Here is a 20,947-nt window from a genome sequence, read left to right on the forward strand (position 1 = left end):
GTCACCTTCCGAAGCCTCTCAACCCCGTCCAGCCCCCCAACAGCGCGTCGCCGCCCCGTCGGTGAAGGGGTGTCTAGAGCCACTCTCAAAGAGTCGCAACCCCTTTTTTAGAAGAAAATGCACTTTCCATGAAAAGTCCCGGGCCGACCCTGCGTCACCCAAATCAAGGGCGGATCGAAGGTGATCTCGCGCTGTTCGGGCCGATGCCCGCAAGGCGAGACCGTCTATACAGGCGCCAGATAACGGGGAGCCCACGGAACCTGTACCGGTCGAACCGCGCCGCCATCTCCATCCCGAGGCGGAAAAAGCCATTGCCGATCGACGGCGGGGTCGGGCGCTCTACGATCCCGATGCCCTGCCGGACAACCCCTTGCAGGACGATCAAGACACCAAGGCCGGTCTGGACGATGCATGCCCTTTGGCCTAGGCCAGTGGGGACAGCTGTAGGACACCCCATGAAAATCGCGACGTTCAATATCAATGGCATCAAGGCCCGCATCGGCGCCCTCACGGATTGGCTGCAGGAAGCACGACCCGACGTGGCCGTCCTGCAAGAGATCAAGTCGGTGGATGCCAATTTCCCAGCGCCCCATTTCGAGGATCTCGGCTATCAGGTCGAAACCCACGGCCAGAAGTCCTTCAACGGCGTGGCCATTCTGTCGAAGCTGCCGCTGGAAGATGTCAGCCGGGGCCTTCCCGGCGATGAGGCCGACGAACAGGCCCGCTACATCGAAGCCACCGTGATCGGCGATGTGCCGGTGCGCGTCTGCGGGCTCTACCTGCCCAACGGAAATCCGGCGCCAGGCCCCAAGTTCGACTACAAGCTGGCGTGGATGCAGCGGCTGGAGGCGCATCTCGCCACCCTCCTGCCCCGGGAAGAGCCGATGGTGATTTGCGGCGACTACAACATCATTCCGCAGGCCGAGGACGCGGCCCGGCCCGCGGCCTGGCGCGACGACGCGCTGTTCCGCCCCGAAAGCCGCGCCGCCTGGCGCCGGATCGTGAACCTCGGCCTGACCGACGCCTTCCGCGTTTGCCATCCGCATATGCCCCCGCATCCCGGACCGGAACACTACAGCTTCTGGGACTACCAGGCCGGGGCATGGAACCGGAATGACGGGATCCGTATTGATCACCTGCTGCTGTCGCCGCAAGCCGCAGATCTGCTGAACGACTGCCAGATCGACAGCGCCATCCGCGGCCGCGATAAACCCTCCGATCACGTGCCGGTCTGGATCGACCTCGCGGCCTGAGCACAATACGGCGGGCGCTCTGTTCTACCGCGCCGCACAATTCTTCTTGGCCAAAATACTCACCTTGCGCCGCGCAGCGGCGCCCGGCCCAACGGGAGGCGCCCCGCAAAGGGGCAACGACGGGCGGGAGCCCCCCGGCGACGGGGGCAACCGGGGACCTAGTCTTTGGTGACGTCGTGCCCGTGCAACCAGTCGAACCGGTTCAACGCGGCCTTGGGTGCCAGCTTGCCGCCCAGTTTCAGCGCGGCCAGCGCCCCGGACCGCAGCGGCGTCCCAAGGTGATAGGCGCGGGCGTTGCTGTCCGCCCCGGCCACGATCCGGCGGCAACGATCAATACGCCGGGTTTCATAAGCCGCCAGCCCGGTTTCAGGAGAAGCGGCGTTGGACAACGCATCGGCCAGAACCCAGGCATCCTCGATGGCCATGCAGGCCCCCTGCGCCAGGAACGGCAGGGTGGCATGGGCGGCATCGCCCAGCAGGGCCAGCCGTCCCAGCGACCATACCTGCGCCACCGGCCGCTTGAACAGGCCCCAAAGATAGACCTCCTCGATATCGGCCAGCAGGGCCCGCGCCTCGGGGGCGAAATCGGCAAAGGCCGCTTGCAGGGTTTCGGGATAATCCTGCTGGGTCCAGCCCTCGCCGACCCAGTGATCGCGCTCCTGCACCGCCACCACGTTCATGGTCCGGCCATCGCGCAGAGGATAGGCCACCATGTGCCGTCCGGGCCCGAGAAAGACCTGCACTTCCGGGGCCACCGCTTCGGGTTGCGGCACCAGCACGCGCCAAGCGGTCTGGCCGGTGAACGCCGGCTCTTCCTCGCCGGCCACCACCGCGCGCGCCTTCGACCGCACGCCATCGGCGGCAATCACCAAGGGCCGGGTCAGGGTCTCGCCCGAGGCCAGATCCAACCGCACTCCGTCATCCACCGGCAACAGGGCGTCCACGCCCGCGTTCAGGCGAATATCCACACCGATGGCATTGCAGGCTTCGTGCAGCACATCGACCAGATCGGCCCGATGCACGAACAGCCAGGGGTGCGGCGCTTTCAGCCCGGCAAGATCCATCTCCACCACGGCCTTGCCGGTCAGCCCGTCCCGCAGGGTGACTTTCTGGCCGCGCACCGAGCGCGCGATCAGCGCTTCGGCCACCCCAAGGGCGTCCAGAACCGCCATGCCGTTGGGACTGACCTGAATACCCGCGCCCACCTCGGTGACTTCCGACGCCTGCTCCAGCACCTCGACCCTTGCGCCGCGCTTGGCCAGCGCCAGCGCCGCGGTCAGCCCGCCGATGCCAGCGCCGATGACGGTGATGTCCTGTCCGATCAGCATGAGACGCCCTCCCTTGGGAAACGAAAAACACCCAGGCGAGACCCGGGTGCCTTGACAAAAATCAGCTTGCGCCGAAATTCAATCGTCGCGATGCACTTTTTCGCGGCGCTCGTGACGTTCCTGCGCTTCCAGCGTCATGGTGGCGATGGGACGCGCATCCAGACGCTTCAGCGAAATCGGCTCTCCGGTCGCCTCACAGTATCCGTATTCGCCCTCGTCGATCCGGCGCAGCGCGGCGTCGATCTTCGACACCAGCTTGCGTTGACGGTCGCGCGTGCGCAACTCCAGTGCCCGGTCGGTCTCCTCAGACGCCCGGTCCGTCACATCCGGAAAGTTCCGTGAACTGTCCTGAAGGCCTTCGATCGTATCGCGGCTTTCCACCAGGATATCGTTCTTCCAGGCCGTCAGCTTGCGTCGGAAATATTCCAGCTGTCGATCGTTCATGAAGGGCTCGTCCTCGGCGGGACGATAGTCATCGGGCAAAAACACCTCGGCCTTCATCTCTGCTCCCCTTTTTCTCCCGTCAGGGACCTCGGGTCTCGCGGCCATACATGACCGAAATCCTTGGTAAACATGCGGGTCTGGTCCTACAGCGCCCGAATACAAGAACCCCAACAGCTTGTCACGCTGATTCCACGCTTCTTTAACGTCCGCTTGCAGCACCCGCGCGCTGTGCTAGGGTCGCGCCGACAATGTTTCTGGGCAGGACGAGTAGCATGAAGTTCACTGGCACCGACACCTATGTCGCCACCGACGACCTGACCGTCGCGGTCAACGCCGCCGTGACGCTGGAGCGCCCTTTGCTGGTCAAGGGCGAACCAGGCACCGGCAAGACCGAACTGGCCATGCAGGTGGCCGAGGCGCTGGACCTGCCGATGCTGGAATGGTCGATCAAATCCACCACCAAGGCGCAGCAGGGCCTGTACGAATATGACGCCGTCTCGCGCCTGCGCGACAGCCAGCTGGGCGACGAACGCGTGCACGACGTGGCGAACTACATCCGCAAGGGCAAGCTGTGGCAGGCCTTCGAGGCACCGGGCAAGGTCGTGCTGCTGATCGACGAGATCGACAAGGCGGATATCGAGTTTCCCAACGACCTGCTGCAGGAACTCGACAAGATGGAGTTCTTTGTCTACGAGACCGGCCAGACCGTGCGCGCCGCCCACCGGCCCATCGTCATCATCACCTCGAACAACGAAAAGGAACTGCCCGACGCCTTCCTGCGCCGCTGTTTCTTCCACTACATCCGCTTCCCCGATGCCGAGACCATGAAGCGCATCGTCGAGGTGCATCATCCCGGCATCAAGCCCGCGCTTCTGACCGCCGCGCTGGAGCAGTTCTATGAAATTCGCGACACCGGCGGGCTGAAGAAGAAGCCCTCCACCTCCGAGGTTCTGGACTGGCTCAAGCTGCTGTTGGCCGAAGATCTGGATCCCGCAGACCTGAAGGCCGATGCCGGGTCAGCCCTGCCCAAGCTTCATGGCGCGCTGCTGAAGAACGAACAGGACGTGCATCTGTTCGAACGTCTCGCCTTCATGGCGCGGAGCCAGCGCAGATGAGCCCGACCATCCGCCCGGTGCGGCCCGAGGATCGCACCCGGTGGCAAGACCTCTGGACCGGCTATCTGGACTACTATGAAACCTCCCTGCCCGCCGAACAGTTCGAGCTTCAGTTCGCGCGGCTGACCGCGCCCGACCCGTCGATCCACGGGCTGGTGGCCGAACAGGATGGCGAACTGCTTGGGCTGGTGCATTTCCTGTTCCATACCCACGGCTGGAAGGCCCGTGATGTCTGCTACCTGCAAGACCTCTACACCGCGCCCGCGCAGCGCGGCACCGGCATTGGCCGGGCGCTGATCGAAGCGGTCTATGTCGCCGCCGACGCCCGTGGCGCGCCGGATGTCTATTGGCTGACCCAGACCTTCAACACCCCCGCGCGGCAGCTTTACGACCGGATCGGCACCGCCACGCCTTTCATGGTCTACAGGCGGTCCTGACGATGATCCTGCGCGCGCGTCTGCTGGCCGCCCTTGCCGTGGCCCTGCTGCTGTCGGCCTGTGCCCAGCCGTTCGACACCCCACCGGCCCAGCCCAGTCCCGAGATGATCGCCGCAACCCGTGCCCTGCCGCCGATGAAAACCTTCGGCGCCGCGCGGCCCGAGCCGCCCCGGCGGTCGAACACCGAACTGGCGCGCGATTTCATCGACCTGACCATGAAGCTGGAAAACGGCGAGAGCCTGCCGGTCTTCACCCGCTTCTCCGAACCGGTCACCATTGCCCTGACCGGCGATGTTACCCCGATCTTCCGCACCGAACTGTCGCGGCTGGTTACCCGCATCCGCCGCGAGGCCGGCGTCGACCTGCGGCAGGTCAAGACCCCCAACACCGCCGCCATCGTGATCGAGGCCATCGCCCGCGCCGATCTGCAAAGCGAAGTCCCCGCAGCCGCCTGTTTCGTGCTGCCGCGCCACATCACCTGGGCCGAATTCAGCAGCCGCCGCCGCATCAGCGGGTTGAACTGGTCCGGGCTGACCGAACGCACCGCCGCCACGATCTTCATTCCCGCCGATGTCAGCCCGCAGGAAATCCGCGACTGCCTGCACGAGGAAACCGCCCAGGCGCTTGGCCCGGTCAACGATCTCTACCGGCTGGAAGACTCGATCTTCAACGACGACAACATGCATTCGGTGCTGACCGGCTTCGACATGCTGATCCTGAAGGCCACCTATGATCCGGCGGTGCGCAACGGCATGTCAGCGGGCCAACTGGCTGCCGTGCTGCCCGGCGTCCTCGACCGGATCAACCCCGCCGGGCGCCGCTATGCCACCCGTCCCTACGCACCATCGACCAAGCCCTGGCTGCGCGCCATCGACGGGGCACTGACGCCCGACCGCTCCATGGGTGCGCGCCGCAACTCCGCCACCCGTGCGCTGGAACTGGCGCTTGACGCAGGCTGGGACGACACAAGGCTTGGCCTGTCCTTCCTGACCAGCGGACGGCTTGCCGCCGGTGGCAATGGCCCGCAGGCGCTGGAGGACTTCTTTCAGGCGGGCTATGTCTACCAGCAGCGCGACGCCACCGCGATCCATGGCGCCAATGTCGGCATCCAGATTTCGGCCTTCGCGCTGGCCACCGGCGAGATGGACACCGTCCTGCGGCTGGCCGACAAGCACATCCCGGCCGCCCGACAGGCCGAGAACGCGGCGTTGCTGGCCGACTTCCTGCTGGTGAAGGCGGCAGCGCTTGACGCGCTCGGCCGGACAGGCGAAGCCAGCGCCACGCGCCGCGACGGCTATGGTTGGGCGCGCTACGGGCTGCGCTCGGACGCCGACGTGTTGCGGCGGGCCGCTGAAATCGACGCATTGGTGCCGCGCGCACTGGAGGGAACATGATCATCTTGATTGCCGCATTCGCCGGCGCACTCTGGGGCAGCCACATCGCCCGCAAACGCAAGGGCAACCTTGCCGACATCCTTCAGTATGGCGCGGGCTATGGCATCGCCTTCGCGCTGCTGGGCCTGTTCGTCACAATCCTTCTGAACCGGATCGTCTAGCGGATGTTCCTGCGCTTCTTCGAAAACCTGCGCAGCGCCAAGATCCCCGTCAGCCTGCGCGAATACCTGTCGTTCCTCGACGGCATGGCCGCCGGGCTGGTGACCTATGACGTGGACGGATTTTACTACCTCGCCCGCACCGCCATGGTGAAGGACGAACGCCACCTCGACCGCTTCGACCTGGCCTTTGCCGAAACCTTCAAGGGGCTGGAACACGTCGACCTGTCGGAACTGGTCAGCCAGGTCGATCTGCCCGAGGAATGGCTGAAGAAGCTGGCCGAAAAGACCCTCTCGCCCGAAGAAAAGGCCGAGATCGAGGCCCTGGGCGGCTTCGAAAAGCTGATGGAGACCCTCAAGGAGCGTCTCAAGGAGCAGCAAGGCCGCCACCAGGGCGGCAGCAAGTGGATCGGCACCGCCGGCACTTCGCCCTTCGGCGCCTACGGCTATAATCCCGAAGGGGTGCGCATCGGCCAGCACGAAAGCCGCCACCGCCGCGCCGTGAAGGTCTGGGACAAGCGCGAGTTCCGCAACCTTGACGACACCGTCGAACTGGGCACCCGCAACATCAAGGTGGCGCTGAAACGCCTGCGCCGCTGGGCCCGCGACGGCGCCCATGACGAGCTGGACCTCGACGGCACCATCCGCGCCACCGCCGAACACGGCTATCTTGATGTAAAAACTCGGCCCGAACGGCGCAACGCCGTCAAGGTGCTGCTGTTTCTCGACGTGGGCGGTTCGATGGACGATCACATCGGGCTGGTGGAAGAGCTGTTCTCGGCCGCCAAGGCCGAATTCAAGCATCTCGAACACTACTACTTTCACAACTGCCTGTACGAAGGTGTCTGGCGCGACAACTCCCGCCGCTGGACCGAGCAGACCCCGACCTGGGACGTGCTGCACACCTATGGGCCGGACTACAAATGCATCTTCGTGGGCGACGCCTCGATGAGCCCCTACGAGGTGATGTATCCCGGCGGCGCCAATGAACACTGGAACCAGGAAGCGGGCGAAACCTGGCTGCGCCGCGCCGCCACGCAATGGCCCGATCACCTGTGGATCAACCCGGTGCCGGAAAAGCACTGGGGCTATACCCAGTCCATCGGGCTGATCCGGCAGGTCTTCGAAAACCGCATGGTGCCGATGACGCTGGAAGGGCTGGACCGCGGGATGCGGGTGCTGGGCTAGGCGTTCCAACACAGGACAGACGTACAATCATGGCCGATTTCGGTAAAACCGCCGTCCCCAGCTATCGCCGTGACATCGACGGCTTGCGGGCGGTCTCGATCCTTCTGGTGCTGGTGTACCATCTGAGCACCGAGCTTTTTGGCCACAAGCTGGCCATGGGCGGCTTCGTTGGGGTCGATGTCTTCTTCGTCATCTCGGGATACCTGATCACCTCGATCCTTGTTCGAGAGCTTGCCACCACGGGCCGCATCAGTTTCCGGCGGTTCTACATCCGCCGCGCCCGGCGCCTGCTGCCGGCCCTGTTGACCATGATGCTGGTAGCCTACGGGGTCGCATGGGCCTATCTGTTGCCCGAGGATCTGTCGCAATTCTCGGCTTCGGCCCTGTGGTCGCTGCTGTTTGCATCCAATTTCTTCTGGTGGAACGGACTTCAGCAATACGGCGCGGATTCCGGCCTGCTGATGCCATTGCTGCACACCTGGTCGCTGGCCGTCGAGGAACAGTATTACCTGATCGCGCCGATCACGCTGATCCTGGCCTTCAGGTTCATGCCCGGGCGGATCCTGGCGCTTTTCGTGGCCGTCACGGTTCTGGGCTTTGCCCTGGCCTGCGCGCTCACGGCCACCGACCAGATGCTGTCCTTCTACCTGCTGCCCTCCCGCATCTGGGAGTTGTCGTCCGGCGCGGCTCTGGCGCTGTACCTGGCACGCGACAAGGCACCCGCGCCGTTCCTGTCGCGCTGGCCGCTGGCCGGCATCGGACTGGCCCTGATCCTTCTGTCGGGCCTGTTTTTGGCCTTCGGGCCCTATCACCCCGGCGTGGCCACGCTACCGGCCGTTCTTGGCAGCCTGAGCATCCTGGCGGGCACCGACCAGACGCGGGCACGCCGGTTTCTCTCTACGGCGCCCATGGTGCACATCGGGCTGCTCTCCTACTCGCTCTATATCTGGCACTATCCGGTGTTCGCCTTTGGCCGGATCATGAACACCCAACCCGGCTGGATCGACTTCTCGATCTGGCTGGTGCTGGTCTATGTCCTGTCCCTGGCCTCGTATCGGCTGGTGGAATCCCCGCTGCGCCATGGTCGGTCCCTGGCCTTGTCCGGAACAATCCTGGCCGCCGGTACGGCCTGCGTCATCGCGCTGTCCACCGTGTCCCTGGCCACCAAGGGCGCGCCGTTCCGGATGCAGGCGCTGATGGATGTGCTGGACAGCGTCCAGGTCAAGCGCAACAGCCAGGACGGCCGCTTCTGCCATCGCTCGCACACCGGGTCCCACTTCCCAAATCTGGATGTCGAGGAAAGCTGCGTCTTCGGCGACCCCAGCCAAACCTCGCCACTGGTGCTGGTGGGCGACAGCCACGCCGGCGCCCTCGCCCACAGCATGAAGGCGCTGGCCGACGACCTGTCGATGCCCTTCGTGCAGGTGACGTTCGCGGGGTGTTCCCACATCGATGGCGGATACTTCGGCCTTGATCCGAACGCCCGCTGCGCCGAGCGCGCCGCGCAGTTCCGGACCTATCTGGCCGAGATGCACGAGCCCATCGTCGTCTTCAGCGCACGCATTCCGGTGATGCTGGAGCTTGAACTGTTCGACAATGGCGAAGGCGACCGCGAGGTGCGCTATACACCGCCCGATACCGCGCGCCGGGCCGCCGAGGCGGGATGGCGGTCCGATCTGGTGGTTTCGACCCTGTCGGACTGGGCCAAGACCGCCCGCGGGCTGGTGCTGGTCTACCCGGTTCCCGAACAGGGGTTTCATGTCCACCGCAAGCTGACCGAATTGCGCCCGCTTCCCAGGTCCGCCGAAGACCTGCCGGACCTGTCGACCAGCCTGGACCGGTTTCACGAACGCACGGCCAGCAGCTATGCGGCGCTTGACCGGGTGACAGACCCGAATGTGGTGCGGGTCTATCCCGAACGCCTGTTCTGCTCGGACGACAGCGGACGCTGCTATGCCGCGAAGGGAGAGTTGATCTATTTCGCGTCCGACAACCATGTCTCGGATCTGGGTGCCAACATGCTGGCCGCACGGATCGGGCAGGTGCTGGACTCGCATGGGATGACGCCCCCATAGGCGTGCCCGGCCCCGGCAAAGCGCCGGAACCGGGAGAGACGTAGGGCGCCTAGCCCCGTTCGGACTTCAGCCCCTTGTAGATCGCCCAGCACATCAGCAGCAGGATGACCGTGAACGGCAACCCGGTCGAGATCACCATGGCCTGCAAGGCCGCCAGCCCGCCGCCGATCAGCAGCACGATGGCCACAGCCCCTTCGAAGATGCACCAGAACACCCGCTGGGGCACCGGCGCGTCGATCTTGCCGCCCGCCGTGATCGTGTCGATCACCAGCGATCCGCTGTCCGACGAGGTCACGAAGAACACCACCACAAGGATGATGCCGATGAACGAGGTGATGCTGCTCAGCGGCAGTTCACCCAGCATCTTGAACAGCTTCAGCTCCAGCGGCGCCTCGCTGACGGCGGTGACGCCATCCTGCACGACCTGCTGGATCGCGGTGCCGCCGAAGACGCTCATCCACAGCACGCAGACCAGCGACGGGATCAGCAGCACGCAGATGATGAACTCGCGCACCGTGCGGCCCCGGCTGACGCGGGCAATGAACATCCCCACGAAGGGCGACCAGCTGACCCACCACGCCCAGTAGAAGGCGGTCCAGCCCTGGCTGAAGTTCACATCCTCGCGGCCCAGCGGCATCGCCAGCGCCGGCAGGTATTCCACGTAGGCCAGCAGGCTGTCGGCAAATCCGGTCAGGATCGCCACCGTCGGCCCCACGATCAGTACGAAGAGCAGCAACAGGAAAGCCAGCCCCATGTTGATCTCGGACAGCACCTTCACGCCGCCGTCCAGTCCGCGCACCACCGAAATCAGCGCCACAGCGGTGATCGCGGTGATCAGGATGACCTCGGTGGTCGAACTGACAGGCACCCCGAACAACTCGTTCAGACCGGCATTGGCCTGCGTCGCGCCGAACCCCAGCGAGGTCGCCAGCCCGAACAGCGTGGCAAACACCGCCAAAGTGTCGATCACATGGCCCCACCAGCCCCAGACACGTTCACCCAGCAGCGGATAGAAGGCCGAGCGGATCGTCAGCGGCAGCCCCTTGTTATAGCTGAACAGCGCCAGCGCCAGCGCCACAACCGCGTAGATCGCCCAGGGATGCAGCCCCCAGTGATAGATGGTGGCAGCCATGCCCAGCCGGATTGACTCGGCCTCATCGCCCGCAGCCCCGCCCAGCGGTGCCCAGTCGGTGCGCACGCCGTTCTCAACCGTGGTACCGCCCAGCGAAGTGCCGAAATGGCTCATCGGTTCGCTGACACCATAGAACATCAGCCCGATGCCCATGCCGGCGGCGAACAGCATCGCGAACCAGCCGATATAGCTGTAGTCCGGTGTCGCATCCGAACCGCCCAACCGCACCTTTCCCAGCGGCGAGACAATCAGGAACAGGCAGAACAGCACAAAGATGTTGGCCGCGCCCATGAAGAACCAGTCGAAATTGGCGGTCAGCGCCGGGCGCAACCAGCCGAAGAAGCCCGCCGCCTGCTCGGGCAGGGCCAGGGCGTAGAAGACAAAGGCAATGATGCTCATCCCGGAAATCAGGAACACCGGGTTGTGGATATCCACCCCGAAAGGGCCGACCTGGGTTTCGAAATTGTCTTGCCCGATGGTGTAATCGGTGTCGATGATCTCCGCGTCGCCTTCCGGCGCCGGAATACTGGTCTCGGTCTCGTCGGTCATGAAGACCTCCCTGTCATTTCTTGTTGCCGGCCCGTGGTGATCACCGCACCACCAGCACGCTCACATGTGCGTGCCCCGCGATCTTGCCGCCATTGGTGGGCCAGATGTAATTCAGGATGCCGGGATCGTGGCTGGCCATCACCACCAGATCGGCACCGGTGTCCTTCACCGCGTGCAGCAACGCCCCGTCCAGATCAACGGCGGGATCATGGTCGATGATCGCATGGGATTCGGTGGCGATCCCCTGCCCGGCCTGCCCGGTGGCAAAGCCCGCCAGCTTGGCCTTGTATTCGGCCGGGGTATGGGCAACCTCGGTCGGCGTGGCGGCGCTGACACCGACGTAGATCACCGTGGCGCCGTAAAGCTTGGCCAGATCATGGGCGCAGGTCAGCGCCCGGGCCTGGCTGTCGAGATGCCTCAAGTCGATGGGCATCATGATGCGTTTGAACATGCCGTCTCCCTTCCTGTCCGCCCGGCGGGTTCGGCCGGGCACGTCTCATCCGTCCCCGGACTATAGCGGAGTTCTGGTGATTATCTCATGGATGATTGCTGACCCAGCGTAAGACAGCCCGGCCCCGGCAATGTCCCCACAGCGCCGGGTCGGCCCGAAAATACGACATGGTGCAGTGGGTGCGCTTTTTGCTGGCATGCCCCGGCCCGGTCTGCTTTGCCGGGGTCATGACCCTGAAAGCCCTGCACCACGTCGCCCTCATCGCCTCCGATCTCGACGCCAGCCTTGCCTTTTACGGCGATCTTCTGGGGTTCGAGGTTGTGGATCGCAACTTCCGCGCCCCGCGCAACTCGTGGAAAGTGGATCTGCGCCATCCCTCGGGCATCGGGATCGAGCTTTTCACCTTTCCCGATGCGCCGCCGCGCCCCACCAGCCCCGAGGCACAGGGGTTGCGCCATCTCGCCTTCGCGGTCACCGACCTCGACGCGGCGATCGCGCCGCTGAAAGCCGCCGGCATCGCGGTCGAGCCGATCCGGACCGACCCCTACACCGGCGCCCGCTTCACCTTCTTTCCCGATCCCGACGGGTTGCCGCTGGAATTCTACGAAAGCTGAGCGGTGCGCCAGCCATACACCAGCCATACGTTTTCCATACGCGTTCCAGCCCCGTTTTTTTGCTTGCCGGAACCGCCCTGCGCCCCCATCTCTAGAACATGTTGAAACTGACCCCGATCCTGCTGGCGGTGTTCTACGGCCTGGCCATGTACATGGTCTCGGCCTTCCGCACCCGGCGCGAGCTCGACGCCAAGTCCACCGAACTGGTGGATCCAGGATTGTCGCGTGAATTCAACAAGCTGGCCGCCGCTCTCGACCTGCCGCGCATCAAGGTGAACCTCTACAACATCGACCCGGTGAACGGGCTTGCGGCCCCCGACGGACGGGTGTTCATCACCCGCGGGTTCTACAACAAGTACCGCGCGGGCGAGGTCACAGCCACCGAGATGACCAGCGTCATCGCCCACGAGCTGGGCCATGTCGCCCTGGGCCACGCCCGCAAGCGACTCATTGATTTTTCAGGACAAAATGCGCTGCGCAGCGCCCTTGCGGTGGTGCTGTCGCGGTTCCTGCCGGGCATCGGCGTCTGGATCGCCAACGGTCTGGCCACCCTGCTGGCCGCACATCTGTCGCGCAGCGATGAATTCGAAGCCGACGCCTATGCCTCTGCCCTGCTGGTCAAGGCCGGCATCGGCACCGCACCACAGAAATCCCTGTTCCGCAAACTCGACGGCCTGACCGGCGCTCATGGCGCCACCATGCCCGCCTGGCTGCTCAGCCATCCCAAGACCGACGCCCGCATCGCCGCCATCGAGGCGCTAGAATCCCGCTGGCAGCCCGAAGGCTAATCCCCGGTTTTTCTTGTCAGAAATACTCACTGCGCCGCGCAGCGGCGCCCGGCCCAACCAGACACGCCCCCAAGGGGCAAGGCGGGGCGGGAGCCGTCCCTCAGGCTGCGGGCCGTTGCGCGAAGGCATCGTCCAGCACCGTGCGCAGGATCTCTGCCGGAACATCATCTGTCACGAAGGCCGCGCCGATGCCCCGCGCCAGGATGAACCGCAACGTGCCATCCACGACCTTCTTGTCCTGCCCCATCAGCGAAATCAGCGCCTCGGGACCCGGCAATTCTCCCGGAATATCAGCAAGATCGCGCATCATGCCCATCTCTTGAAGATGCGCCCGCACGCGGCTGGGATCTTCCTGCGCACAAAGCCCCAGCCGCGATGACAGTTCAAACGCCAGCGCACAGCCGATGGCCACGCCTTCGCCGTGAAGCAACCGGTCGGAATAGCCCGTCGCCGCCTCCAGCGCGTGGCAAAAGGTGTGCCCGAGGTTCAGCAGCGCGCGCTCGCCCTGCTCGGTCTCGTCGGCCACCACGATCTCGGCCTTCATTTCCACCGAGCGGCGCACCGCCTTGATCCGCGCGGTCTCGTCCCCCGCCCGCAACGCCGGGCCATGTTCTTCCAGCCACTGGAAAAAATCGGCGTCGCCCAGCAACCCGTATTTCACCACCTCGCCATAACCGGCCAGGAAATCGCGATCCGGCAGGGTGGCCAGCACGCCGCTGTCGGCCAGCACCAGGCTGGGTTGATGGAAAGCGCCGATCAGGTTCTTGCCCTGCGGCGCGTTGATCCCGGTCTTGCCGCCGACCGAACTGTCGACCTGCGCCAGCAGGCTGGTGGGGATCTGCACGAAGCGGACGCCCCGGCGCAGCACTGCCGCTGCAAACCCAACCAGATCGCCGATCACGCCGCCGCCCAGGGCGATGACCACATCGCGCCGCTCGATCTTTTCCGCCAGCAGCCATTCGACGGTGCGGGTGAACTGCGGCCAGCCCTTGGTGCTTTCACCCGCCGGCAGCACCAGCGCGCTGCTGTCGATGCCTTGAGCCTTCAGCGCCGCTTCCAGCGCCGCCAGATGCCGCGCGGCCACGTTGTCGTCGGTAACGATGGCCACCCGTGGGCGTTTCAGCAGCGGCGCGATGTGACGCCCCGCATCCGCCAGCAGCCCCGGCCCGATCCTCACATCATAGGCCCGGTCGCCCAGCGGCACATGAACGGTTTCAACGGCAGGCATGGTTGGTCACTTTCAGGATGTCGGGATGTTCGGCCAGCGCCGCGATCACCGCGCTGGCCATGTCATCAATGGAATAATTGGAAAACGACGAGACATGAATCGCCGCCTGCGCGTAGATCGGGGTGCGTGCCTCGAACAGCGTCTTGAGCGTTTCATAGGGATTCTCGGTGCGCAGCAGGGGCCGCGTGTCGCGATACCGCACCCGCGCCCACAGCAGGTTCAACTCGGCATTCAGCCAGACCGACACGCCCGAGGCTTCGATCAACGCGCGGTTGCGCTCGGACAGGAAGGCACCACCGCCGGTGGACAGGATGCAGGGCGGCCCGGACAGCAGTCGCGCCAGCACCTGGGTCTCCTTCTCGCGGAAGAAAGCCTCGCCATAGGTCTGAAAAATCTCGGAAATCGTGGAATTCGCCGCCGCCTGGATCTCGTCGTCCTGATCAATGAACGGCACCCCCAGCTTGCGGGCCACGGCTGTCCCCACGGCGGTTTTCCCCGCGCCCATCATCCCCACCAGAACGACAGTTTTTTTCAGCTCTTGCGCCAAAAGGCCTGCCCTTTCCCTCATCTTATTTAATACATCTCTATGACGTGATCTTGCGGCAATTCCCATATAGAATGTGACGAAAGCGGTCACAACGCTGACAGAACAGAGGCTCAGGCATCGTGCGACTAGTCAAGATCATCTCCGTCCTTCTTCTACTGGCCGTGCTCGGTCTGGTGGGTTTCGCCTATCTGGGCGATCTCAGCCCGGCGCAGACCGAAACCCGGATCCCCGTGGATCTGAATGCGCAATAGACGCATTGCCGGGGCCCTGCTGGGCGCTTGTCTGGGCGTGACCGCCTCGGTCGCGGCCGGTGACGATGCGCCCCTGTCGGCCATTCCGTGGCTGTCGGACACGTTGGAAGCCCCGACCGAACGCTACGAACCACCGGCCACCCCGCTGGACGATCCCGCCCCCATCGACGTGGCGCCGCTGGAGCCGCCCGAACTGGGCACGACCGGGCTGATCTCGCCGGTCAGTGTCGGGCTGACGGGGGATCTTTGGGCCGCGTCCGATACCGACACCGTGACCCGGCTGATGCGCGCCATGCCCGGTCTGCTGCATCCGGCCCTACAGACGCTGTTCCGCAATCTGGTTCTGGCCGAGGCGATCCCGCCCACCGGTTCGGGCGAGGCGTTTCTGCTGGCCCGTGTCGATGCCCTGTTGACCCGGGGCGATCTTGTGGCAGCCCAGTCGCTGCTGGAGCGCGCCGGTCCTGACACGCCCGAGCTGTTTCGCCGCTGGTTCGACATCTCGCTGCTGCTGGGTACCGAGGATCGCGGCTGCGCCACGCTGGCGGCCAAGCCCGATCTGGTGCCCAACATCGAAACCAAGGTCTTCTGCCTGGCCCGATCGGGCCGCTGGCCCACCGCCGCGCTGACCCTGGAAACCGCCCTTGCCCTGGACCGGATCACGCCCGAGGCGCGCGACCGGATGGCCCGCTTCCTTGATCCCGAACTGTTCGAGGGCGAACCGTCGCCGCCGCTGCCGGATCCGATCACACCGCTGGATTTCCGGTTGCTGGAGGCCGTAGGCGAGCCCATTCCGACCCGTGACCTGCCACTGGCCTTCGCCCAGACCGACCTGCGCCACATCATCGGCTGGAAGGCACAGATCGAGGCTGCCGAACGTCTGGCCCGCGCTGGTGCCCTGCCGGTGCAGGACCTGCTGGCGATCTATACGGCGCGGCGCGCCGCCGCCTCGGGCGGGGTCTGGGACCGGGTTGACCTGATCCAGCGGCTGGATGTGGCACTGACCGCCGGCAATGCCAATGACGTCGCCAATCTGCTGCCAAGGGTCCGGGAGGCCATGCATCAGGTCACGCTGGACGCGGTTCTGGCCGCCCTCGTGCAGCCCCGGCTTGAGCGGCTGCGCCTGCCTGCAAGCCTTGGTCCGCTTGTCTACGAGATGGCGCTGCTGTCCAACGGTCGCGCCCGGTTGAGCGTACCACCGGTGCCGCCCGACACCCTGCCATCGGCCCTGCAGGATGCGGCGGCGGTTGTCGGACAGGACACGAAAGTACGCGCCGACGTGCCCCTGGCCGCCGCCCTTGCCGCCGGGCTGGAGGCCGACACCCTGCCCGCAAGCTATGCCGATCTGGTCGCGCAGAACCGCACCGGCGAGGCGCTGTTGCTGGCCTTGCGCGATCTGTCGGAAGGCCACGGCGGCGATCCCACCGACGCGGGCGAGGCCGTGCAACTGCTCACGGCGCTGGGGCTGGGCAACACCGCCCGCCATGCAGCGGCCCAAATCCTGCTGCTGGACCCGCGGGGATGAGCGAGGCGCTCATCAGCCGGTTTCTAGAGGCCCAGGCCGCTGAACTGGGGGCTGCGCGCAACACACTTCTGGCTTACGGGCGCGACCTGAAGGACTTCCTGACCTGGTGCACGCGCCGGGGGCTGGATTTTGACTCCGCACAACGCGGCGACATCGAGGCCTACCTGGGTTTCTGCACCGATCAGGGCTTGTCACGGGCCACCCGCGCCCGCAGGCTAGCGGCGATCCGGCAATTGTATCGATTCACCTTCGAGGAAGGCATGCGCGGCGACAATCCCGCGATCCAGATCAAGGGGCCGGGCAAGACCCGCGCCCTGCCGAAGACGCTGAGCGAGGCCGAGGTTTCGGCGATGCTGGAGGCCGTCCCCGCGCAGGGCCGCACCGACGCCGACCGATTGCGCAACACAGCCCTTCTGGAAATCCTGTATGCGACCGGCCTGCGGGTCAGCGAGTTGGTGACCCTGCCGGTGTCCGCTGCCCGGGGCGACCCGCAAGTGCTTCTGGTGCGCGGCAAGGGCGACAAGGAACGGCTGGTGCCGCTGTCGCGCCCTGCCCGCGCGGCGCTGACCCGTTGGCTGGAATCGCGCGATGCGACCGAGGAGGCCGCCGTGGCCGAAGGCGCCAAACCCTCGGCCTACCTGTTTCCCAGCCGCGCCGCCGCCGGGCATCTGACCCGGCAGAGCTTCTTTCTGATGCTCAAGGCGCTGGCGGTTTCAGCGGGCATCGACCCCACCAAGGTCACGCCGCACACCCTGCGCCACGCCTTCGCCACCCATCTGCTGGAACACGGTGCCGATCTGCGGGCGATCCAGACCTTGCTGGGCCACGCCGATCTGTCCACCACCGAGATCTATACCCATGTGGTCGAAACCCGCCTGCGCGAGTTGGTTCTGACCCATCACCCGCTGGCGGAAAAGTAAACGGCCCACGGCCATTGCCAGCCCGCCGCGAAGCATTAGTGTGAGCCGGAACGCAAACAATCGTCCGAGCAGACCCATGCACATATCCCGTCGTTCCTTTGGCCTTGGGCTGGCCGCTCTCGGCCTTGCCGGATGCAGTTCCTCCATCCCGCAATCGCGCGCCTCCAGCGGGCTTTCCGCCGATCTGAAACCGGTCCCCAATGCCGCCTATGACGCCTGGGTTTCGGGGTTTCGTGGTCGGGCACGGGCGCAGGGGATCACGACCGCGACCCTTGATGCCGGGTTCCGGGGCGCGGGTTACTTGCCGGGGGTCGTCAAACGGGATCGCAACCAGACCGAATTCAAGCGCAGCCTTGAAGACTACCTGTCCATCGCCGTCTCGGACGAGCGGGTCTCGAAAGGCCGCGCGGCCTATGCCCGCCATCGCAGCACGTTGAATGCCATTGCCAGCACCTATGGCGTCGATGCCACCATCATCACGGCGATCTGGGGGCTGGAAAGCTATTATGGCGAGCGGCGCGGCGATGTGCCGGTGATCTCGGCCACCTCGACGCTGGCCTATGACGGGCGGCGCGGTGCCTTCTTCGAGAAACAGTTGATCGCGGCGCTGAAGATCATCCAGAACGGCGATATCGCCGCCAACAACATGACCGGAAGCTGGGCCGGGGCCATGGGACATACCCAGTTCATCCCGACCTCGTACCAGGCCTTTGCCGTGGACTACACCGGCGATGGCCGCCGCGATATCTGGTCTGACGATCCCAGCGACGCGCTGGCTTCGACCGCCGCTTATCTGGCGCGCAACGGCTGGACCAAGGGCCTGAAATGGGGCGGCGAGGCCGGGGTGCCGGGCACGCCGTCGGGGCGCACGATCCAGCCGCAGGCCGGCGGACCGAAATTCGTCGTCACCCGCAATTTCAACGTGATCAAACGCTACAACAACTCGGACGCCTACGCGCTTGGCGTCGGGCTTCTGTCGGACCGGATCGGCGGCGCCGGCCCCCTGCGCGGCAGCTTTCCACCCGATGAATACGGGCTGACCAAGGACGATCGCATTGCCCTGCAGGAGGGCCTCACAGCCCGCGGCTTTGACACCGGCGGCAGCGATGGCGTGATCGGCCCGAACTCCATTCAGGCGATCCGGGACTATCAGCAGAACCGGGGTCTGCCGGTGACCGGGGAACCGTCAAAGGCCCTGCTGGCAAGTCTTGGCTAAACGGCACTTTCCCCCTATGTCGGCGCCATGACAGAGACACTTCACATCATCGGCGGCGGCATGGCCGGCTCCGAGGCCGCGTGGCAGGCCGCCAATGTTGGCGTGCCCGTCACCCTTCACGAAATGCGGCCCAAGGTCGGCACCTTTGCCCATCAGACCGGCAATCTGGGCGAAATGGTCTGCTCGAACTCCTTCCGCTCGGACGACAGCGAACAGAACGCCGTGGGGCTGCTGCACTGGGAAATGCGTCAGGCGGGCGGGCTGATCATGGCCACCGCCGATACGCACCGGATCCCGGCGGGCGGCGCGCTGGCCGTGGATCGCGAGCCCTTTGCCGAAACGGTCACCGCCAAGCTGAAGGCGCATCCGCTGATCTCGGTCGAATATGGCGAGATCACCGCCCTGCCCGACGACGGCCATTGGATCATTGCCACCGGCCCGCTGACCTCGGGCGGGCTGGCCGCAGCGATTCAGGCCGAGACCGGCGCCGATGCGCTGGCCTTTTTCGACGCCATCGCCCCGATCATCCACGCCGACAGCATCGACATGTCCAAGGCGTGGTTCCAAAGCCGCTATGACAAGGGCGAGACCGAGGCCGAGCGCACCGCCTATCTGAACTGCCCGATGGACCGCGACACCTATGAAGCTTTCATCGACGCCCTTCTGGCCGCCGAGAAGACCGAGTTTCACGACGGCGAAACCGCCAAGTATTTCGACGGCTGCCTGCCGATCGAGGTGATGGCCGAACGCGGCCGCGAAACCCTGCGCCACGGCCCGATGAAACCGGTGGGCCTGACCAATCCGCACCAGCCGGACATCAAGGCCCATGCCATCGTGCAGTTGCGCCGCGACAATGCGCTTGGCACGCTGTTCAACATCGTCGGCTTCCAGACCAAGATGAAATACGGCGCCCAGACCGAGGTGTTGCGGATGATCCCCGGACTGGAAGAGGCGCGCTTTGCCCGTCTGGGCGGCATTCACCGCAACACCTTCATCAACTCTCCGACGCTGCTGGACGGGCAGATGCGGTTGAAATCCAAGCCGAACATCCGCTTTGCCGGACAGATCACCGGCGTCGAGGGCTATGTCGAAAGCGCCGCCATGGGCCTTTTGGCGGGTCGTCTGGCGGCTGCCGAAATCAAGGGGGAAACCGTGGACACTCCGCCCCCCGAAACTGCCACAGGCGCGCTGATCACCCATATTTCAGGCGGGGCCGAGGCCAAGACCTTCCAGCCGATGAATGTGAATTTTGGCCTGTTCCCGCCGGTTGATCTGAAAGGCGGCCGCAAGAACCGCCCCGCGCGCTACAAGGCCTATACAGATCGGGCAAAAGAGCTTTGGCTAAAGTGGCTGGGAACAACAGACTAGCGCGCAAGGCAGATTGCTGTTCCTGAAAAGCGGTTGTCAGGGTCGGCATACAATCAGAGGATGTATTGTGCTATCCAGCGGCACTGACCAGGAGACCTGAAAGTGCATTCTTCAATACTGAAAGCCGCGCTGACCGGCGCGATGATTTGCTTCGGCGCGCCGGTACTTGCCACAACGACGATTGACATCGACCACCCGGACATGTGGTCGGAATGGATGACCTATCAAACGCCGGAGAAGCGACCGGGCATCTTCAAGATCGTGCTGAGCAATTACGATCAAACTGAAGTATCGGACTTCCACATCCAGCTTCGCAAGTCACGCCACTTCCCACAGCACGTGTTTGTTCCGGTGACCAACAAGGTCCCACCGTTCGAGAACGTATCGTATACCGACAGAAACCGATTGTATAATTTGTGGGGGGGAACCTTCACGGGAAGCGACTTTTTGACGATCACCTTGCTCGTCAACAATGCCGAAGGAAACGGGGCCGATACGGTGTACTACCGGTACAAGCCAACAACATCTTCCAAGGAAATCACGGAAACCCCGCTTCCCGCCGCCTTGCCTGCGCTTTTGACCGGTTTTGGCGGGCTGGCTCTGGTCAGGTCCAGACGGCGCAAGACAACGGCGGATCAGGATGCGGCATAGGCTGGCTTGAAGATCGGGACCGCGGTGCCTAAGTTTGAATGTAACGCTGATTAACTTCACTCAACAGGACGTCCGATGAACTATATCCTTGCCATTCTGCTGCCGCCGCTGTCGATCCTGATCGCCGGACGGCCCTTCGTTGCCATCGTCACCTTCCTGATCTGGATTCCGGCGCTGATCTTCTCGGGCGGGCTGACCCATCCGATGTTCATCATCCTGGCGTGGTTCCTGATCCACCAGTCGGGCACCGCGAAAATCATGCGCGAAGGCCGCTGACCGGCGGTCGCGGCAATAGGGTTCCGACCGTCTGGCCAAGTG

22 protein-coding genes are annotated in these 20,947 nt (G+C 64.8%); 16 read left to right on the forward strand and 6 right to left on the reverse strand.

Translation table 11 applies throughout. From position 1 onward, the window contains the following. Positions 1–455 precede the first annotated feature (455 nt). Positions 456–1,253: an exodeoxyribonuclease III gene (gene xth, locus ACP15K_RS03240; RefSeq protein ID WP_424989805.1), complete on the forward strand. Its 798-nt coding sequence runs from the start codon at positions 456–458 to the stop codon at positions 1,251–1,253. Between the two features lie 158 nt (positions 1,254–1,411). Here the strand turns inward: xth and ACP15K_RS03245 are convergent, their stop codons facing one another. Next, a complete protein-coding gene (locus ACP15K_RS03245; protein WP_193140741.1) occupies positions 1,412–2,581 on the reverse strand; it encodes an FAD-dependent monooxygenase in 1,170 nt (389 codons plus the stop codon). Between the two features lie 78 nt (positions 2,582–2,659). Continuing rightward, complete coding sequence (gene dksA / locus ACP15K_RS03250; RefSeq protein WP_193140740.1) at positions 2,660–3,082, reverse strand: RNA polymerase-binding protein DksA; 423 nt, start codon at positions 3,080–3,082, stop codon at positions 2,660–2,662. Between the two features lie 215 nt (positions 3,083–3,297). Between dksA and ACP15K_RS03255 the strand changes: the two genes are divergently transcribed. From ACP15K_RS03255 to ACP15K_RS03280, 6 genes are read left to right on the forward strand one after another with little or no spacing between them, the layout of a single operon-like run. Beyond that, entirely contained in the window at positions 3,298–4,140 is an 843-nt protein-coding gene (locus ACP15K_RS03255; protein ID WP_193140739.1) for an AAA family ATPase, read from the forward strand. After that, on the forward strand, positions 4,137–4,577 hold the full coding sequence (locus tag ACP15K_RS03260) for an N-acetyltransferase family protein (protein WP_424989806.1): 441 nt from the start codon (positions 4,137–4,139) through the stop codon (positions 4,575–4,577). Before ACP15K_RS03255 ends, ACP15K_RS03260 begins: the two co-directional genes overlap by 4 nt. 2 nt (positions 4,578–4,579) lie before the next feature. Next, positions 4,580–5,971: a DUF2927 domain-containing protein gene (locus tag ACP15K_RS03265; protein ID WP_193140737.1), complete on the forward strand. Its 1,392-nt coding sequence runs from the start codon at positions 4,580–4,582 to the stop codon at positions 5,969–5,971. Further along, complete coding sequence (locus tag ACP15K_RS03270; protein ID WP_193140736.1) at positions 5,968–6,132, forward strand: hypothetical protein; 165 nt, start codon at positions 5,968–5,970, stop codon at positions 6,130–6,132. Before ACP15K_RS03265 ends, ACP15K_RS03270 begins: the two co-directional genes overlap by 4 nt. Before the next feature lie 3 nt (positions 6,133–6,135). Then, positions 6,136–7,317 carry a vWA domain-containing protein gene (locus ACP15K_RS03275; RefSeq protein ID WP_193140735.1) on the forward strand — a complete coding sequence of 394 codons (1,182 nt, stop codon included), beginning with the start codon at positions 6,136–6,138 and terminating at the stop codon, positions 7,315–7,317. Positions 7,318–7,346: 29 nt separating this feature from the next. Continuing rightward, on the forward strand, positions 7,347–9,392 hold the full coding sequence (locus ACP15K_RS03280; protein ID WP_193140734.1) for an acyltransferase family protein: 2,046 nt from the start codon (positions 7,347–7,349) through the stop codon (positions 9,390–9,392). A gap of 49 nt (positions 9,393–9,441) precedes the next feature. Here ACP15K_RS03280 and ACP15K_RS03285 read toward each other — a convergent pair whose 3' ends face one another. Beyond that, positions 9,442–11,073: a BCCT family transporter gene (locus tag ACP15K_RS03285; protein ID WP_193140733.1), complete on the reverse strand. Its 1,632-nt coding sequence runs from the start codon at positions 11,071–11,073 to the stop codon at positions 9,442–9,444. A 40-nt stretch (positions 11,074–11,113) separates the two neighbouring features. Further along, complete coding sequence (locus tag ACP15K_RS03290) at positions 11,114–11,524, reverse strand: universal stress protein (RefSeq protein WP_193140732.1); 411 nt, start codon at positions 11,522–11,524, stop codon at positions 11,114–11,116. 167 nt (positions 11,525–11,691) lie between these two features. Here ACP15K_RS03290 and ACP15K_RS03295 point away from each other — a divergent pair, with 167 nt between their 5' ends. Together ACP15K_RS03295 and ACP15K_RS03300 are read left to right on the forward strand one after the other, a co-directional pair. Further along, positions 11,692–12,138 carry a VOC family protein gene (locus ACP15K_RS03295; RefSeq protein ID WP_226925702.1) on the forward strand — a complete coding sequence of 149 codons (447 nt, stop codon included), beginning with the start codon at positions 11,692–11,694 and terminating at the stop codon, positions 12,136–12,138. A gap of 98 nt (positions 12,139–12,236) precedes the next feature. Continuing rightward, the gene (locus tag ACP15K_RS03300) at positions 12,237–12,926 is read left to right on the forward strand and encodes a M48 family metallopeptidase (RefSeq protein WP_193140731.1); all 690 of its coding nucleotides are present in this window, start codon (positions 12,237–12,239) and stop codon (positions 12,924–12,926) included. A 100-nt stretch (positions 12,927–13,026) separates the two neighbouring features. Here the strand turns inward: ACP15K_RS03300 and aroB are convergent, their stop codons facing one another. Then, positions 13,027–14,154: a 3-dehydroquinate synthase gene (gene aroB / locus ACP15K_RS03305; protein ID WP_193140730.1), complete on the reverse strand. Its 1,128-nt coding sequence runs from the start codon at positions 14,152–14,154 to the stop codon at positions 13,027–13,029. Continuing rightward, complete coding sequence (locus tag ACP15K_RS03310; protein ID WP_193140729.1) at positions 14,141–14,722, reverse strand: shikimate kinase; 582 nt, start codon at positions 14,720–14,722, stop codon at positions 14,141–14,143. The genes aroB and ACP15K_RS03310 overlap by 14 nt, the downstream gene beginning before the upstream one ends. 98 nt (positions 14,723–14,820) lie before the next feature. Between ACP15K_RS03310 and ACP15K_RS03315 the strand changes: the two genes are divergently transcribed. The 7 genes from ACP15K_RS03315 to ACP15K_RS03345 all read left to right on the forward strand — a co-directional run bounded on the left by ACP15K_RS03315 (position 14,821) and on the right by ACP15K_RS03345 (position 20,905). After that, complete coding sequence (locus ACP15K_RS03315) at positions 14,821–14,952, forward strand: hypothetical protein (protein WP_264299175.1); 132 nt, start codon at positions 14,821–14,823, stop codon at positions 14,950–14,952. Next, the gene (locus tag ACP15K_RS03320; RefSeq protein ID WP_424989807.1) at positions 14,942–16,474 is read left to right on the forward strand and encodes a hypothetical protein; all 1,533 of its coding nucleotides are present in this window, start codon (positions 14,942–14,944) and stop codon (positions 16,472–16,474) included. Before ACP15K_RS03315 ends, ACP15K_RS03320 begins: the two co-directional genes overlap by 11 nt. Continuing rightward, entirely contained in the window at positions 16,471–17,394 is a 924-nt protein-coding gene (locus tag ACP15K_RS03325; protein WP_424989808.1) for a site-specific tyrosine recombinase XerD, read from the forward strand. Before ACP15K_RS03320 ends, ACP15K_RS03325 begins: the two co-directional genes overlap by 4 nt. Positions 17,395–17,470: 76 nt before the next feature. Continuing rightward, on the forward strand, positions 17,471–18,610 hold the full coding sequence (locus tag ACP15K_RS03330) for a lytic murein transglycosylase (protein WP_193140726.1): 1,140 nt from the start codon (positions 17,471–17,473) through the stop codon (positions 18,608–18,610). A 27-nt stretch (positions 18,611–18,637) separates the two neighbouring features. Next, on the forward strand, positions 18,638–19,978 hold the full coding sequence (gene trmFO, locus ACP15K_RS03335; protein WP_424989809.1) for a methylenetetrahydrofolate--tRNA-(uracil(54)-C(5))-methyltransferase (FADH(2)-oxidizing) TrmFO: 1,341 nt from the start codon (positions 18,638–18,640) through the stop codon (positions 19,976–19,978). Between the two features lie 102 nt (positions 19,979–20,080). Continuing rightward, complete coding sequence (locus ACP15K_RS03340) at positions 20,081–20,629, forward strand: hypothetical protein (RefSeq protein ID WP_193140724.1); 549 nt, start codon at positions 20,081–20,083, stop codon at positions 20,627–20,629. A gap of 75 nt (positions 20,630–20,704) precedes the next feature. Next, complete coding sequence (locus tag ACP15K_RS03345) at positions 20,705–20,905, forward strand: hypothetical protein (protein WP_193140723.1); 201 nt, start codon at positions 20,705–20,707, stop codon at positions 20,903–20,905. Positions 20,906–20,947 lie beyond the last annotated feature (42 nt).

Source organism: Fluviibacterium sp. S390, assembly GCF_049800695.1.
In the GTDB taxonomy this organism is placed as follows: Bacteria; Pseudomonadota; Alphaproteobacteria; order Rhodobacterales; family Rhodobacteraceae; genus Meridianimarinicoccus.

Excerpts from the sequence above, each read along its gene's own strand:
- xth (WP_424989805.1), top strand. The coding sequence starts at position 456 with ATGAAAATCGCGACGTTCAATATCAATGGCATCAAGGCCCGCATCGGC.
- ACP15K_RS03245 (WP_193140741.1), bottom strand. The coding sequence starts at position 2,581 with ATGCTGATCGGACAGGACATCACCGTCATCGGCGCTGGCATCGGCGGG.
- dksA (WP_193140740.1), bottom strand. The coding sequence starts at position 3,082 with ATGAAGGCCGAGGTGTTTTTGCCCGATGACTATCGTCCCGCCGAGGAC.
- ACP15K_RS03255 (WP_193140739.1), top strand. The coding sequence starts at position 3,298 with ATGAAGTTCACTGGCACCGACACCTATGTCGCCACCGACGACCTGACC.
- ACP15K_RS03260 (WP_424989806.1), top strand. The coding sequence starts at position 4,137 with ATGAGCCCGACCATCCGCCCGGTGCGGCCCGAGGATCGCACCCGGTGG.
- ACP15K_RS03265 (WP_193140737.1), top strand. The coding sequence starts at position 4,580 with ATGATCCTGCGCGCGCGTCTGCTGGCCGCCCTTGCCGTGGCCCTGCTG.
- ACP15K_RS03270 (WP_193140736.1), top strand. The coding sequence starts at position 5,968 with ATGATCATCTTGATTGCCGCATTCGCCGGCGCACTCTGGGGCAGCCAC.
- ACP15K_RS03275 (WP_193140735.1), top strand. The coding sequence starts at position 6,136 with ATGTTCCTGCGCTTCTTCGAAAACCTGCGCAGCGCCAAGATCCCCGTC.
- ACP15K_RS03280 (WP_193140734.1), top strand. The coding sequence starts at position 7,347 with ATGGCCGATTTCGGTAAAACCGCCGTCCCCAGCTATCGCCGTGACATC.
- ACP15K_RS03285 (WP_193140733.1), bottom strand. The coding sequence starts at position 11,073 with ATGACCGACGAGACCGAGACCAGTATTCCGGCGCCGGAAGGCGACGCG.
- ACP15K_RS03290 (WP_193140732.1), bottom strand. The coding sequence starts at position 11,524 with ATGTTCAAACGCATCATGATGCCCATCGACTTGAGGCATCTCGACAGC.
- ACP15K_RS03295 (WP_226925702.1), top strand. The coding sequence starts at position 11,692 with ATGGTGCAGTGGGTGCGCTTTTTGCTGGCATGCCCCGGCCCGGTCTGC.
- ACP15K_RS03300 (WP_193140731.1), top strand. The coding sequence starts at position 12,237 with ATGTTGAAACTGACCCCGATCCTGCTGGCGGTGTTCTACGGCCTGGCC.
- aroB (WP_193140730.1), bottom strand. The coding sequence starts at position 14,154 with ATGCCTGCCGTTGAAACCGTTCATGTGCCGCTGGGCGACCGGGCCTAT.
- ACP15K_RS03310 (WP_193140729.1), bottom strand. The coding sequence starts at position 14,722 with ATGAGGGAAAGGGCAGGCCTTTTGGCGCAAGAGCTGAAAAAAACTGTC.
- ACP15K_RS03320 (WP_424989807.1), top strand. The coding sequence starts at position 14,942 with ATGCGCAATAGACGCATTGCCGGGGCCCTGCTGGGCGCTTGTCTGGGC.
- ACP15K_RS03325 (WP_424989808.1), top strand. The coding sequence starts at position 16,471 with ATGAGCGAGGCGCTCATCAGCCGGTTTCTAGAGGCCCAGGCCGCTGAA.
- ACP15K_RS03330 (WP_193140726.1), top strand. The coding sequence starts at position 17,471 with ATGCACATATCCCGTCGTTCCTTTGGCCTTGGGCTGGCCGCTCTCGGC.
- trmFO (WP_424989809.1), top strand. The coding sequence starts at position 18,638 with ATGACAGAGACACTTCACATCATCGGCGGCGGCATGGCCGGCTCCGAG.
- ACP15K_RS03345 (WP_193140723.1), top strand. The coding sequence starts at position 20,705 with ATGAACTATATCCTTGCCATTCTGCTGCCGCCGCTGTCGATCCTGATC.